Below are 13,384 nucleotides of genomic sequence, written 5' to 3'. Positions count from 1 at the left end.
CCGCTCCTCGGGGCCGGGGGCGCGCGGCGTTCGGTCCACGGGAGCAGCCCGTATGCCCGTTTCCTCCGTACTCGTACGCTGGAAACATGGGCACGACACGGTGGTTGAACGACGAAGAGCAGCGGACCTGGCGGGCCTTCCTGGCCGCAACCCAGCGCATCCGCGAGGAACTGGACCGACAGTTGCAGCGTGACGCCGGGATGCCGCTGGCGTACTACCAGACCCTGGCCATGCTCTCCGAGGCTCCGGACCGGACCCTCACCATGAGCCAACTGGCGAGGATCACCCGCTCCTCGGCCAGCCGGCTCTCCCATGCCGTCGCCAAGCTGGAGAGCCGGGGCTGGGTGAAGCGGACCCAGCACCCCGCCGACCATCGCACCACGTTGGCCACGCTGACCGACGAGGGGTTCGCCACGCTGGAGGAGGCGGCCCACGGCCATGTGGAGCAGGTCCGCCGAGCCCTGTTCGACCACCTCACCCCGGAGCGGACCGAGCAGCTCCACGCCATCTGCCGGGCGGTCCTGGAGGGCACCACGGAGGGACCGCCCCCGGAGTGAGCGCGGGCGGTCCCTCGGCAGCCGGTTGCTCGACGGCCGGTTGCTCGGCGGCCGGTTCCTCAGAGGGAGAACAGCCGCTCCAGGACGACCGCGATGCCGTCCTCGTCGTTGGACGCGGTCACCTCGTCGGCCACCGCCAGCAGTTCGGGGTGGGCGCTGCCCATGGCGACGCCGTGGGCGGCCCAGGCGAACATGGGGATGTCGTTGGGCATGTCGCCGAAGGCGATCGTCGTCGTCGCCGACACTCCCAGCCGGCGGGCGGCGATCGACAGGCCCTTGGCCTTGGAGAGCCCCAGCGGCAGCATCTCCACGATGCCCTCGCCCGAGACCACCACGCCCACCAGGTCGCCCGCGGCCCGTCGGGCGGCGTCGGCGAGGGCGTCGTCGTCCAGCCCGCCGGGGTGCTGGAGGTAGACCTTGTTCAGGGGCTCGGCCCACAGCTCGGCCGGATCGGCGGTGGCCGTCGCGGGCAGTTCCTCGTTCCCCACCCGGTAGTGCGGACCGAACAGCACCTCGCCGTCCAGCCCGTCCCGGGAGACGGCCAGGGCCACCGGGCCGATCTCCGCCTGGATCTTCTCGATCGCCAACCGGGCCTGCCGGCGGTCGAGCGTCACCGAGGTGAGCATTCGGTGTTCGCCGGCGTGGTAGACCTGCGAGCCCTGCCCGCAGACGGCCAGGCCGTCGTACCCCAGCTCGTCCAGGATGTGCCTGGTCCAGGGCACGGAGCGGCCGGTGACCACGATGTGCGCGGCACCCGCCGCCGTGGCGGCGGCGAGCGCCTCACGGGTGCGGGGCGAGATGGTGCCGTCGCTGCGCAGCAGTGTGCCGTCGAGGTCGGTGGCGACCAGCCGGTACGGGAGGCGGGAGGACTCGGCACTCACCGGGCGGCGGTTCCCACGGGCTCCAGCACCTCGCGTCCGCCCAGGTGGGGCCGGAGGATCTCGGGCACCCGCACCGAGCCGTCGGCCTGCTGGTGGTTCTCCAGCAGGGCCACGATGGTGCGGGGGACCGCGCACAGCGTGCCGTTGAGCGTCGCCAGCGGACGGACCTTCTTCTCCTGGCGCATCCGGATGGACAGCCGGCGGGCCTGGAACTCGTCGCAGTTGGAGGCGGAGGTCAGCTCGCGGTACTTGCCCTGGGTCGGGATCCACGCCTCGCAGTCGAACTTCCGGGAGGCGGAGGCGCCCAGGTCACCGGTGGCGACGTCGATCACCCGGAAGGGCAGCTCCAGGGAGTTCAGCCACTGCTTCTCCCACTCCAGCAGCCGCAGGTGCTCGGCCTCGGAGTCCTCGGGCGCGACGTAGGAGAACATCTCCACCTTGTCGAACTGGTGGACGCGGAAGATGCCGCGGGTGTCCTTGCCGTACGAGCCCGCCTCGCGACGGAAGCACGGGGAGAAACCGGCGTACCGCAGCGGCAGCTTCTCCGCGTCGAGGATCTCGTCCATGTGGTAGCCGGCGAGCGGTACCTCGGAGGTGCCGACCAGGTAGTAGTCGTCCTTCTCCAGGTGGTAGACGTTCTCGGCGGCCTGGCCGAGGAATCCGGTGCCCTCCATGGCGCGGGGCTTGACCAGCGCCGGGGTCAGCATGGGGATGAAGCCCGCCTCGGTGGCCTGGGCGATCGCGGCGTTGACCAGGGCCAGCTCCAGCAGGGCGCCGACGCCGGTCAGGTAGTAGAAGCGCGAGCCGGAGACCTTGGCGCCGCGCTCGACGTCGATGGCGCCGAGCGCCTGGCCGAGCTCCAGGTGGTCCTTGGGTTCGAAGCCCTCGGCGGCGAAGTCGCGCGGGGTGCCGTGCGTCTCGCGGACGGTGAAGTCGTCCTCGCCGCCCACGGGCACGTCGGGGTGGACGAGGTTGCCGAGTCGGAGGAGCAGCCGCTGGGTCTCCGCGTCGGCCTCGTCCCGCTCGGCGTCGGCCGCCTTGACCGCGGCGGCCAGCTCGCCGGCCTTCTTCAGCAGCTCGGCCTTCTCGTCGCCGGTGGCCTTGGGGATCAGCTTGCCGAGCTGCTTCTGCTCGGCGCGCAACTCGTCGAAGCGGACGCCGGACGACCTGCGCCGCTCGTCGGCGGAGAGCAGGGCGTCGACGACGCCGACGTCCTCTCCACGGGCACGCTGGGAGGCGCGCACACGGTCGGGGTCCTCACGGAGCAGGCGAAGGTCAATCACGCCGCCAGGGTACCGGGGGGCGGGCGGCACGCTCGACTCGATACGGCGATACGTGCCGATATGTTCCTTTTGAGGGTTTTCGGGAAAGGGTGCGGAGGTGCCGTCAAGGTAATTTCCGATGTCACCGTACGGGGGGAGTTCCGCGGTGCGGGGGTGGACGGAATCCCCGTCCCGGCGAGGCATCCGGAAAACGTCGGGGCGCGCCGGGAAACGCCGGAAAGCCGGCGGAAAGCCGCCGGGCCGCAGCGGGCGTCGGGGCCGGTCCGATGCCCGGGGGCGGGGCCGGGCGCGGCGATGGGCGGCCGGGTTATCCACAGGGGTGTGGGAAGATGCCCTGTTTTCCACAGGCCCTCTGGAAAACCTGTGGAAGAAGACGAGGAGAGGGCGAGGGCGAGAGGCGCCGGCGGGTGTGCTCGCGCATCGATTCCCCTTCTTCACCTCGTCTACACACCCTTTCGGACGGAAATGCCGTCCTTTCGAGTGTTGATCAAGTTATTCGACGGGGGTCGCAGGGTTCTGCTCGGCTATGTACAAGGAAGGGAAATAAGGGCGTTTTGTCGAGAATGCGCGCTTAGCGAGAATGTGTTGTGCACAGGTCGCACACAGGTCCTGTGGATAACTCGCGCGAACCTTCCCGGCCGTCCCCTCAGGCGCGTCCGTCGACGCAGCGCGCCAGCCAGTCCGACGCCTCCTCGAACTCCTCGTCCGTCGTCCCCTGCCGCAGCGGCGTGGTCTGCGAGGGCTCGACGCCCGCCCGCGGATACGAACCCAGGAACCGCACTCTCGGGCAGATCCGCCGCAGACCCATCAGCGCCTCGCCCACCCGCCGGTCGGTGATGTGCCCCTCGGCGTCCACCGAGAAGCAGTAGCGGCCGATGCCCTCGCCGGTGGGCCGCGACTCGATCCGCACCAGGTTGACGCCCCGCACCGCGAACTCCTGGAGCAACTCCAGCAGCGCGCCCGGACGGTCGTCGCCGAGCCAGAGGACCAGCGAGGTCTTGTCGGCTCCGGTCCGCGCGGCGGGCCGCCCCGGTCGGCCGACCAACACGAAGCGCGTCTCCGCGTTCTCCACGTCGTGGATGCCGGTCACCAGCGGAACCAGGCCGTACGTCGCCGCGGCGAACTCGCCCGCGAACGCCGCGTCGTACCGCCCCTCCTGCACCAGCCGGGCGCCGTCCGCGTTGGAGGCCGCCGACTCCCACTGCGCGTCGGGCAGGTGGGCGGCCAGCCAGCGGCGCACCTGGGGCTGGGCGACCGGGTGCCCGGTCACCGTCTTGACCGACGTCAGCTCGGTGCCCGGCCGCACCAGCAGCGCGAACGAGATCGGCAGCAGCACCTCGCGGTAGATCATCAGCGGCGCGCCGGTGGCCAACTCGTCCAGGGTGGCGGTGACCCCGCCCTCCACCGAGTTCTCGATCGGCACCAGGGAGCCGCCCGCCTCCCCGTTCCGCACGGCGTCCAGCGCGGTGGGCACCGACACCATCGGCACCAGCTCCCTGGTGGCCGCCTCCGGGAGGGTACGGATCGCGGCTTCGGTGAAGGTGCCCTCGGGCCCGAGGTAGGTGTAGCGGCTCGCTGCTGACATACGGCCACAGTAACGATGCCGACGGTCGGCCGGCCGTCGATCTCGATTCTCGGACCTCACCCCTCCAGCAGTCTCTGCCCCACGTACTCGCCCTCGCCGGCGCCGCCCGGCACCGCGAACAGCGCGCTCGCCTCGTGGCGGATGAAGCGGGAGAGCGCGTCGCCCCGGTCGAGCTTGCGCTGCACGGGCACGAAGCCCTTCATCGGGTCCGCCTGCCAGGCGATGAACAGCAGTCCGGCGTCCGGTGCGCCGTCGTCGCGGAAGCCGTCGTGGTAGGAGAAGGAGCGCCGCAGCATCACGGCGCCGCCGTTGGTCTCGGGCGCCGTCACCCGTACGTGGGCGTCGGCGGCGATGGCGAGATCGCCGCCCGCGTTCCGCTTCTCCAGGTCCACCGGGGTGGTCTCGGAGCCGCCCGACAGCGGGGCGCCGTCGGACTTGCGGCGGCCGATCACCTTCTCCTGCTCCGCGAGCGGCGTCCTCTCCCAGTCGTCCAGCAGCATCCGGATGCGCCGCAGCACCGCGTACGAGCCGCCGGCCATCCACGCCGGGTCGCCGCCGGAGGGCACGAAGACCCGCCGCTCGAAGTCCTCGTCGGTCTCCCTGGGGTTGTTGGTGCCGTCGACCTGGCCCATCAGGTTGCGGGCGGTGCGGGGGGTGGCGGTGGCGCCGGGGGAGCGGTTGAAGCCGTTCATCTGCCAGCGCACCCGCGCCGTGCCGTCCGCCTCGCGCTGGAGGGCGCGCAGCGCGTGGAAGGCCACCAGGGCGTCGTCGGCGCCGATCTGGACCCACAGGTCCCCGTCGGAGCGCTTGGCGTCCAGTTCGTCGGCCGAGAACGGGGGCAGCGGTTCGAGCGCGGCCGGGCGGTGCGCCGTCAGGCCCGTGCGGTCGAAGAAGCTCCGGCCGAAACCGAAGGTGACGGTGAGGGAGGACGGTCCGGCGTCCAGGGCGATGCCGGTGTCGTGCAGCCGGGAGGAGGGCGTCTCGCCCGCCATCAGCGCCTCGGCCGTCCGCGACCAGCGGCGCAGCAGCGCGGCGGCCTCCTTGCGCCCCGCGTCCGCGACCAGGTCGAAGGCGATCAGATGGCCGTGGGCCTGGGCCGGTTCGACGATGCCGGGCTGGTGGACGCCGTGGAAGGGGACGCGGTTCCGTCCGACCGTGGCCAGGGCGGTGGGCGACTCGGTCGCGACGGCGGTGCCCAGGGCGCCGCCCGCCGCGCCGAGCACCAGTCCGGCGGCGCCCGCCGCGCCCGCGGTGCCGAGCAGTCGGCGGCGGGAGGGGCCGGCGGGGCGGATGGCGGACTCGTCGGAGCGGCCGTCGGGGTGGTGCGTGGTCATCGCTTCTCTGCTTCGGTTCCTCGGTGGTGACGGGTGGTGCGGGGGTGTTCGGGGCTTCGGGTGTTCGGGCTGTGCGGGTGTTCGGGGTTTTCGGTTGTCAGGGGAGGAGGAAGGTCGTCCTCTCGGTGACCTGGTCGATGTCCGAGGTCCTCACCGTCACGGAGGCCCGCCAGGTGCCGGACAGGGGGAGCTGGAACCCCTCGGCCGTCCAGTGGCCCTCGGCGACCTTCTCCAGAGGGGCGGTCAACGGGCCGATGTCCCGCTCCTCCAGGGTGAAGGACACCTTCACCTCCGGCGCGTCCATGGGGCGGTCCTCGGGGTCGGTGAGCCGCAGGTGGAGGGTGTTGTCACCACTGCGACCGGGATCGATGTCGAGTCGGGCCGACCCCTTGCCCTCCGGGCCGCCGGTGTCGAAGGGGGTGACGAGGGAGATCGGCCCGGCCCCGACGGACGGCCGCTCGGTCGTCGCCGTGCCCGAGCGGTCGGCGGCGACCGCCGTACGGGCGGGCTCGGTGCCGGTGAGCAGGGTCGTCACGGCGAGCACGACGATCGCGATGACCGCCTCGACGAGCACCGAGCGCCGCAGCCCGGACCGCACGGGGTCGGCGTCGCGCTCCCGCCTGCGGCGCGCGGTCTCCATGGCGTCGCGCTGCCGTGCGAGCTGGGCGGCGCGTTCGGGGGTGAGGACGGCGGCGCTCTCGGTGGCCTCGGTGCCCTCCGAAGCCTGCTCGTGCCCGGCGGACTCCGGCTCCCGCCGGGCCTCCTCTCCCTTCTCCTGCTTCTCCTCTTCTTCCTCTCTCTCCGTCTCCTTGTTCGCCGCCGCCGCGTCCACGAGCCGCGCGGTCCAGCGGCGGGAGGAGCGGGCGACGCCCACCAGCAGCACCACCAGCCCGACCTTGAGCAGCAGCAGCCGCCCGTACGAGGTGGAGACGAGCGCCGACCAATCGCCGACCTGCCGCCAGGACTGGTAGAGGCCGGTCACGACGAGGGCGGACACGCAGCACAGGGCGAGCCGCGAGAAGCGGGCCACCGCCTCACGAGGGACCGCCGGGCCCCGCCACAGGTCGACGAGCAGGGCCGCCAGGCCGCCCAGCCAGACGGCGACGGCGAGCAGGTGGACGATGTCCAGGGGGATCGCCACCTCGGTCTGGATGCCGGTCGAGGCGTGTTCGGCCATGGCCCAGGTCGCGGCGAGCCCGATGGAGACGACCGCGCCGCCGACGGCCAGGCCGATGGCCAGGTCACGCCGTTCCCGCGCGGCGTCGCCGGCGTCCTCGCCGGTGGCGTTCCCGGTGGCGTCCACGGCGGCGTCCTGCCGCGCGTACGCCCCGAAGAGGATCGAGACGAGCAGCGCCGCCGCCGCGAGCAGCAGCAGCCTGGAGACCAGCGCGGTGCCCTGCCGGGTCTCCAGGACCTCCCGGATCACGCCCGGGTCGAGGACGTCGCCCAGACCGCCCGAGCCGGTGTAGGGGCCACGCAGCAGCAGCGTCGCGATGGTGGCGGCGGTCAGCGAGACCCAGCCGGTCACCACCAGGCGCCGCACCGGACGGACCCGGGCGGCGCCGGGCCGGCAGGCGAGGACGAAGACCGCCCCGCCGACGAGCAGCACCCAGCCCGCGTAGGCGACGTAGCGGGCGGTGTCGTACAGCGCGCCGGCCGAGCCGCCGCCCGGCTCCTCCCCCGACACGGTGACGGAGGTCTCCGAGGGCGCGCCGATGGAGAAGGTGAAGCCGCCGGCGATGGGGTGGCTGTCGGCCGAGACCGCCCGCCAGGCCACGGTGTACGTGCCGTCGGCCAGACCGTCGCGCAGTTCCACCCCGTAGCGGAAGCCCTCCCCGTCCCCGCCGTCCTCCGCGGGCCGCTCCCCCGGTTCGCCGGTGTCCACGCGCTCGCCGTCCGGCGCCAGGACGCGGATGGAGTCGTCCGACAGCGCGACGCTCTCGGTGAAGACGAGCGTCACCTCCCGGGGCGCCTCCGGCACCACGTCCCCCTGCGCCGGGGTGCTCCCGGTCAGCACGGCGTGCGCGCCGGCCGGGGTCGCGCCGCCCGGCAGACCGAGCACGGCGAACACGGCGAGCAGCGCGGCCGACAGGAGGGTGCGGACGAGCCGCGGCGCGCGCGAGGGGGACCGGGGCGTGGTGCGGGGAACGGCGGTGGTCATGGCGGTGGCCTCACTGGTGGTGGCTGCCGGGGACGTGGTTGGTCGCTTCGACCGGGATCTCGATCGTGATCGGGTCGGACTTCTCGAAGTGCAGCTCCACCGACACCTTCTCGCCCTGAGCGGGTCTGCGGGCGAGATCCATGAACATCAGGTGGTCACCACCGCGGCTGAGCTCCAGGGCGCCGCCCGCGGGCACGGGCAGCGACGGGACGCGGCGCATCGTGCCGTCGCTGGTCGTGTGGATCTGGACGTCGTCGGAGATGTCGCTGTTCACCGAGGTGAGCCTGTCGTCGGTGTCGCCGTCGTTGCGGATGGTCATGAAGCCGCCGGCGGTGTCGGTGGTCACCGGCCGGGGCAGGTACGCGTCCTCGACGGTCAGCCGGGGGCCGGAGTCGCCGGAGCCGCAGGCGACCGCGCCGCCGGCGAGCAGGGCGGTCGCGGCGGCGAGTCCGAGGGCGCGGCGGGCGCGTGCGGTCCTCATGGGAGCCGTCCCTCGGCCAGCTTGGGAAGGTCCTCCTCGTACACCTCGACCGGCACGTCCGAGGTGTACAGGACGTGTGCCTTGTCGTCCTTGGGCAGGAAGGCGAGGACCTGGTCGCCGTGGGTGGAGACGATGTCGCCGTTCTCCTCCACCACCGGCGGCTCCAGGCTGACGCCCAGGGAGCGGGCACCGGCCTGGATGGTGTCGAAGTCGCCGGTGAGGCCGATGAAGTCGGGGTCCTGGGCGCGCAGCCACTTGCCGAGCGACTCGGGGGTGTCGCGCTCGGGGTCGGAGGTGATGAAGACGACGCGCAGCTTGTCCTGGGCCTCCTCGGGCAGCTTGGACTTGGCGACGGCGATGTTGCTCATCGTCAGGGGGCAGACGTCGGGGCAGTGGGTGTAGCCGAAGTAGATCAGGGTCGGCCGGCCCTTGGTCTCCTCGATCAGGTCGTAGGTCTCGCCCTTGGTGTCGGTGAGGACCAGGTCGGGCTTGTCGAAGGGCTTGGTCAGGGTGACGCCCCGCTTCACGGAATCGGTGGACTCCATGGCGAAGGGAGCCTGGTCGGCCCGGTCGGAGCCGGAGTCGCCGGAGCCGCAGGCGACCGCGCCGCCGGCGAGCAGGGCGGTCGCGGCGGCGAGTCCGAGGGCGCGGCGGGCGCGTCCGGGAAGGCGGGGCTGGGGGTGGTGCATGGCTGTGTTCTTCCTTGCGGTGGTGGGGTCTCGGAGCGCCGTCCGGGAAGGGGCGCTCCGGGTGGTGCGCGGCCCGAGGGGCCCGGCCCGTGGAGGGACGCGGGCCCGCTCGGACCGCGGCCGTCAGGAGGTGCGGCGGCGTCCGGCCAGGACGCCGAAGACGATGCCGCCGATGCCGACGACGATGCCGACGACGGCGAGGACGCGGGCGGTGGCGTCGGTGGCGGCGTTCTCGTCGGCGTCCGCGGCGGCGTTCTCCGCGGTGTCGTCACGGTCGGAGGCGGCCTCGGCGTCGGAGTCGCTCTCCGCCCCGTCGCCGCCGTGACCGCCCCCGTCCGCGGCGGGAACCAGACGCAGCACGGGCGCCGGGTGCTCCGGCTCCTCGCCGTCGTCGGTGGGCTCCTCGATCCAGCGCACGACCTCCTTGTTGTCGTACGTCTGGACGGCCTTCAGGACGAGCCGGTCCACGTCCTCGGGGAGCTGCCCGACGGAGACGGGGAACTGCTGGAAGGTGCCCGGCTCGATGCCGCCGTCGGTCTCCGTCCAGGTGATCTTGGAGGGGACCTCGTCGAGCTGTCGGCCGTGGACCTCCAGGGGCTTGTCCAGCTTGGTCTTGGTGATCTTCACGTCCCAGCCCGGAACCGGCTGCGGCATCACCGAGGCGAGCGGGTGGTCGGCCGGGAAGGTGATCTCCAGCTTCACCGTCGAGGCGTTGTCGCGCTCGTTGGGCACCTTGATGTCGATGGTGGCGTAGCCGCCCTGCTCGGCCTCGTCGGGGTTGACGGAGACGTGGGCGGCGGCGGGTCCGGCGAGGGCGATGACACAGGCGGCGGCGACGGCGCCCGTGGCGGCGAGACGGCGAGTGGACCGCGTCGTGAACTGCATGCTGATGACACTCCTCGTACGGGGAACACGCTCCCCGGCGTGCCGGCGGGCTCGCGTCGGAGCCCGTGGGCCGGGTGAGCTCGGGCGTGGTGCGCGCGGCGTCGGCGCACACCTCGTCCCCGGGTACGGAAAGTGGGGGGTGTGCGTCAGGCCGCGAGGGCGAGGTCGTGCGCGGAGCGCGGCGGCCCACGCCGGATCACCGAGTGCGTCGGCACCAGGGAGTGGGGCGGTACGGGGTCCGAAGCCCCGTCGGCGTGGGGCGGACGGGACGGCACGGAAGCGTTCGGGAACAGCCCTCGGTACAGGGCGCGGAACCAGCACAGCACCGTGTGCAGCGCCCGGGCGAGCGGCGAGCCGGCGAGTTCCTCGCCGAGGTGGGTCGAGATCCGCACCAGCCGCCACAGCGCGGCGTCGCCGCGGCGCAGCAGCCAGCCCATGGCGAGCGCGACCAGCAGGTGGCCGAGCAGCATGGGCCCGGAGAGCATCGACAGGGCGGTGCGCACGGCGACCTGGAGGCACTCGGCCGGGCCGAGTGCCTCGGCGGTGCTCGGCAGGGCGTGCCCGCCGTGGAGCGCCGCGGCCTCGGCCGTGGTCCGCGGCGCCAGGTGGGAGAGCCCGGCGGCGGTGACGACGCGGCGGGCCTCGGCCTCGGTCAGGCCGGCCGCGACCTGGTCGTTGCAGAGCAGCCGGCCGGCCAGGGCCAGCAGCCCGTCCCGGTCGGCGCTCTCGACGGCGCCCTGCCCGGCCGGGACCGCCCGCGCGGCCTGGCCGTAGGAGAAGAGGGTGTGGAGCGCGAGTTGCCCGAGGGCCAGCAGCGCGGTGATGCCGGGGAGGGAGCGTTCGCGTCCGGCCAGCGGCGCGGCGACGGCGAACACGGCGGCGAAGCCCACGCCGACCGTCCACAGCGGCAGGCCCTCTCCGGCCGCGAGCACGTGACCGGCCGCGGACAGCGTGACACAGGCCGCGGCGAACACCGCGGCCCGAAGCAGTCGCAGGTCGGCGGCGGCACGCGCGACAGGGGCTCTCATGGCTCGACCATCATCGCACCACCACATCGGTTCGAACACGGGGGTGGGGGCCCAAGACGGCGGAAAAGGGTCCTGAGTACCGTCCCCAAGATCCTTTAAGGTCTGAAGGGGGAGGTGAGTGATCGTTTCTCGTACATTTTCGGTACATTGGCGAACACACTGCGTCCGCCGAATGAGCGGTAGCGCGTCGACCCCGGGCTTACCACCACGGCCTCGGGCAATACGTAGGCGTATGTCGAGCCGCAGCCAGGAGGCTGAGCATGAGCATCTGGTGGTCTCTCCACTTGCGGCGCGAGGCTGCGAGCGTTCCGCTCGCACGGCGGCTTCTGCTCGGCGCGATGGAGGCGGCGGGCGTCGACCCCGACGTCTCCTACGACCTGTCGGTGGCGCTCTCGGAGGCGTGCGCGAACGCGGTCGAGCACGGCGGACCGGTGGGAGCCGGACCGTCGGGCGCCGGGGAGTTCCACGTGACGGCGTACCTCGACGACGACATGTGCCGCATCGAGGTGACCGACCACGGGCCGGGCTTCGAGCGCGGACGCGGCGCGTCCCGCGCGGCGGGCGCCGACCCGACCGCGTGGGACGGGCACCGGGACGGGACGCACGACGGGGTTCACGGCGGGGTTCATGACAGTGGCCACGACGGGGGCCACGACGGGGGCCACGACGGGGCGCATCATCCCCCCGAGCACGGCAGGGGACTGTTCCTGATCGAGGCCCTCGCCGATCACGTCGACTTCCGCAGCCGCCCGGGCGACGGCGCCGTGGTCTGTTTCGACAAGCTCCTCAAGTGGAAGAAGGACGCGCTGCTGAGGGTGTCCTGACCCGAGAAGGGACACCCCTTGTGTCCGCCCCGCGCCGGACTCGCCGTCCGGCGCGGGGCGGACGTGTGCACGGAGCCTCGCGAACACCGCGTTCCGGTTCCCGGAAGCAGCGGATCTCCCACTCGGAGAGCCGACTCCCCCAACGGCTCAGGACGAGTTGCCGCAGCAGTTGCCGAGGTCGAGGGTCAAAGCAGGCCGGCGAACCCGGAACGACGACGTCGCGCACATGTCGGATCCGCCGCCGCAATCCGTTGCGGGCCCGATCATTCGGCGTGCCTTGGAACCCCTCAAGAGAAGGAAAAGGGCATGGGGAAGAAATTCTTCCTGTCGGCTTGCGTGGCGCTCGCCGCCGCTCTCCCGGCCGTGCCGGCTCACGCGGACCCGGTGGAGATCGTCGTCGACGACGATCTGGTGCAGTGTCCCGAGGCGGACTTCATGGCGATCCAGGACGCGGTCGACGCGGCTCCCGCCGGCAGCCGGATCATGGTCTGCGCCGGAACGTACGACGAAGTGGTCACGGTGGGGAAGAGCCTCCACCTGGAGGGCGCGAGCGCGCCGAGGGCGTGCGACAGACCCCAGGCGCCGGACCCGAGAAGGGACTCGATCATCCAGTCGAGGAACTCCTCGGGAGGTGTCGTCAACCTGGAGGCGGACGGGATTTCGTTCAAGGACTTCACCGTCCGGGACAACACCGCGGGACCGGGCGTCGCCACCGACGGCTCCTTCTCCGGCTACCGGCTGGAGCGGAACGTGATCCAGGACAACGTGTTCGGAATGCACCTCGACATTCGCGATGCCAAGGAGCAGAACGAGGTCGAGAAGAACTGTATTCGCCACAACAATCGTCCGGGGCCCGAAAGCGGCTATGGCATCTATGTGGACCGGGGTCTGGACGCCACGGAAATCGTGGAGAACTCGTTCCACCGGAACGATTCCGCCGCGATCGCCCTCGCGGGCGAGAAGCCGGGGGACGTCTCCGACGTCGACGTCGAGCGGAACACCTCGCTGCGGGACGGGTCGCTGCTCGTCATCGTGAACTCGGTCGACACCGAGGTGGAGCGGAACGACGTCCGCGGCAGCCGGGGAGCCGCGCTCTTCGTCGGTCACGACAACGACTGGCTCCAGATCAAGTACAACGAGATCGCGGACAGCGCGGGCGGCCTGCGCACGAGCACCGGGTCCGGCGGAGTGCCGGGCGCGATGGCGAGCGGCGGGCCGAGCACGGACGTCAGGATCGTCCGCAACCGCGTCGGCGGGGCCACCGTCGGCGACGGCATCGGCGTCGGCCCGGACTCGCTGACGGGGTCCGTCGTCTCCCACAACCGGGTGGCGGGCAACTCGCGCAGCGGCATCCGGATCGACGCGGGCGAGAACGGGGACAACCTCCTCGCCCACAACCGACTGCGGAACAACGGCGAGCTGGACTGCCACGACCGCACCGAGGGCACCGGCACCGCCGGTACCGCGAACACGTGGCGGAAGAGCACCGGCCGGACCGAGAACCGGGCCGGCCTGTGCGACCGGGCGACGGCTCCCGGCGGCTCCTGACGCCTCTTGACGCCTCTTGACGCCTTGACGGTGGAGGCGCCCCACCGGAGGGGCCTGTGAACCGAGAGGCTCCCCGGACGGATCGTCCGGGGAGCCTCCGGCCCGTTCCACGGGCGGTCCGGGCACGA

12 protein-coding genes are annotated in these 13,384 nt (G+C 72.4%); 3 read left to right on the top strand and 9 right to left on the bottom strand.

All coding sequences use genetic code 11. From position 1 onward, the window contains the following. Window positions 1-86 precede the first annotated feature (86 nt). Window positions 87-557, top strand: coding sequence for a MarR family winged helix-turn-helix transcriptional regulator (locus IF47_RS0111915; protein ID WP_037732434.1), 471 nt, complete (start codon window positions 87-89; stop codon window positions 555-557). A gap of 59 nt (window positions 558-616) precedes the next feature. On the opposite strand, the gene IF47_RS0111910 is transcribed toward IF47_RS0111915, so the two are convergent. From IF47_RS0111910 to IF47_RS0111870, 9 genes are all read right to left on the bottom strand, one after another. Beyond that, window positions 617-1,438 carry an HAD family hydrolase gene (locus IF47_RS0111910; protein WP_031508663.1) on the bottom strand — a complete coding sequence of 274 codons (822 nt, stop codon included), beginning with the start codon at window positions 1,436-1,438 and terminating at the stop codon, window positions 617-619. Then, window positions 1,435-2,721, bottom strand: a complete 1,287-nt coding sequence (serS, locus tag IF47_RS0111905; RefSeq protein ID WP_078591751.1) for a serine--tRNA ligase — start codon at window positions 2,719-2,721, stop codon at window positions 1,435-1,437. The genes IF47_RS0111910 and serS overlap by 4 nt, the downstream gene beginning before the upstream one ends. A gap of 646 nt (window positions 2,722-3,367) precedes the next feature. Further along, window positions 3,368-4,306: a prephenate dehydratase gene (gene pheA / locus IF47_RS0111900; protein ID WP_031508660.1), complete on the bottom strand. Its 939-nt coding sequence runs from the start codon at window positions 4,304-4,306 to the stop codon at window positions 3,368-3,370. Window positions 4,307-4,362: 56 nt separating this feature from the next. After that, complete coding sequence (gene efeB, locus IF47_RS0111895; RefSeq protein WP_031508659.1) at window positions 4,363-5,640, bottom strand: iron uptake transporter deferrochelatase/peroxidase subunit; 1,278 nt, start codon at window positions 5,638-5,640, stop codon at window positions 4,363-4,365. Between the two features lie 97 nt (window positions 5,641-5,737). Beyond that, window positions 5,738-7,801 (bottom strand): copper resistance CopC/CopD family protein, encoded by a 2,064-nt coding sequence (locus IF47_RS0111890; protein ID WP_031508657.1) that lies wholly within the window; start codon window positions 7,799-7,801, stop codon window positions 5,738-5,740. Between the two features lie 10 nt (window positions 7,802-7,811). Continuing rightward, entirely contained in the window at window positions 7,812-8,282 is a 471-nt protein-coding gene (locus tag IF47_RS0111885) for a copper chaperone PCu(A)C (protein ID WP_031508656.1), read from the bottom strand. Further along, entirely contained in the window at window positions 8,279-8,971 is a 693-nt protein-coding gene (locus IF47_RS0111880) for an SCO family protein (RefSeq protein ID WP_031508655.1), read from the bottom strand. The genes IF47_RS0111885 and IF47_RS0111880 overlap by 4 nt, the downstream gene beginning before the upstream one ends. Window positions 8,972-9,094: 123 nt before the next feature. Further along, on the bottom strand, window positions 9,095-9,856 hold the full coding sequence (locus IF47_RS0111875; protein WP_031508653.1) for a YcnI family copper-binding membrane protein: 762 nt from the start codon (window positions 9,854-9,856) through the stop codon (window positions 9,095-9,097). 146 nt (window positions 9,857-10,002) lie between these two features. Then, a complete protein-coding gene (locus IF47_RS0111870; RefSeq protein WP_031508652.1) occupies window positions 10,003-10,884 on the bottom strand; it encodes a hypothetical protein in 882 nt (293 codons plus the stop codon). A gap of 260 nt (window positions 10,885-11,144) precedes the next feature. Between IF47_RS0111870 and IF47_RS0111865 the strand changes: the two genes are divergently transcribed. Both IF47_RS0111865 and IF47_RS0111860 read left to right on the top strand, forming a co-directional pair. Continuing rightward, window positions 11,145-11,708, top strand: a complete 564-nt coding sequence (locus tag IF47_RS0111865) for an ATP-binding protein (RefSeq protein WP_031508651.1) — start codon at window positions 11,145-11,147, stop codon at window positions 11,706-11,708. A gap of 306 nt (window positions 11,709-12,014) precedes the next feature. Then, complete coding sequence (locus IF47_RS0111860; protein WP_031508650.1) at window positions 12,015-13,256, top strand: right-handed parallel beta-helix repeat-containing protein; 1,242 nt, start codon at window positions 12,015-12,017, stop codon at window positions 13,254-13,256. Window positions 13,257-13,384: the final 128 nt, after the last annotated feature.

Source organism: Streptomyces megasporus, assembly GCF_000718985.1.
Taxonomy (GTDB): Bacteria; Actinomycetota; Actinomycetes; order Streptomycetales; family Streptomycetaceae; genus Streptomyces; species Streptomyces megasporus.
The sequence above is the reverse complement of the archived record's forward strand: the minus strand, read 5'-3'. Positions and strand labels throughout refer to the sequence as shown.

Coding starts and splice junctions, on each gene's coding strand:
- IF47_RS0111915 (WP_037732434.1), top strand. CDS start 87: ATGGGCACGACACGGTGGTTGAACGACGAAGAGCAGCGGACCTGGCGG.
- pheA (WP_031508660.1), bottom strand. CDS start 4,306: ATGTCAGCAGCGAGCCGCTACACCTACCTCGGGCCCGAGGGCACCTTC.
- efeB (WP_031508659.1), bottom strand. CDS start 5,640: ATGACCACGCACCACCCCGACGGCCGCTCCGACGAGTCCGCCATCCGC.
- IF47_RS0111890 (WP_031508657.1), bottom strand. CDS start 7,801: ATGACCACCGCCGTTCCCCGCACCACGCCCCGGTCCCCCTCGCGCGCG.
- IF47_RS0111885 (WP_031508656.1), bottom strand. CDS start 8,282: ATGAGGACCGCACGCGCCCGCCGCGCCCTCGGACTCGCCGCCGCGACC.
- IF47_RS0111880 (WP_031508655.1), bottom strand. CDS start 8,971: ATGCACCACCCCCAGCCCCGCCTTCCCGGACGCGCCCGCCGCGCCCTC.
- IF47_RS0111875 (WP_031508653.1), bottom strand. CDS start 9,856: ATGCAGTTCACGACGCGGTCCACTCGCCGTCTCGCCGCCACGGGCGCC.
- IF47_RS0111870 (WP_031508652.1), bottom strand. CDS start 10,884: ATGAGAGCCCCTGTCGCGCGTGCCGCCGCCGACCTGCGACTGCTTCGG.
- IF47_RS0111865 (WP_031508651.1), top strand. CDS start 11,145: ATGAGCATCTGGTGGTCTCTCCACTTGCGGCGCGAGGCTGCGAGCGTT.
- IF47_RS0111860 (WP_031508650.1), top strand. CDS start 12,015: ATGGGGAAGAAATTCTTCCTGTCGGCTTGCGTGGCGCTCGCCGCCGCT.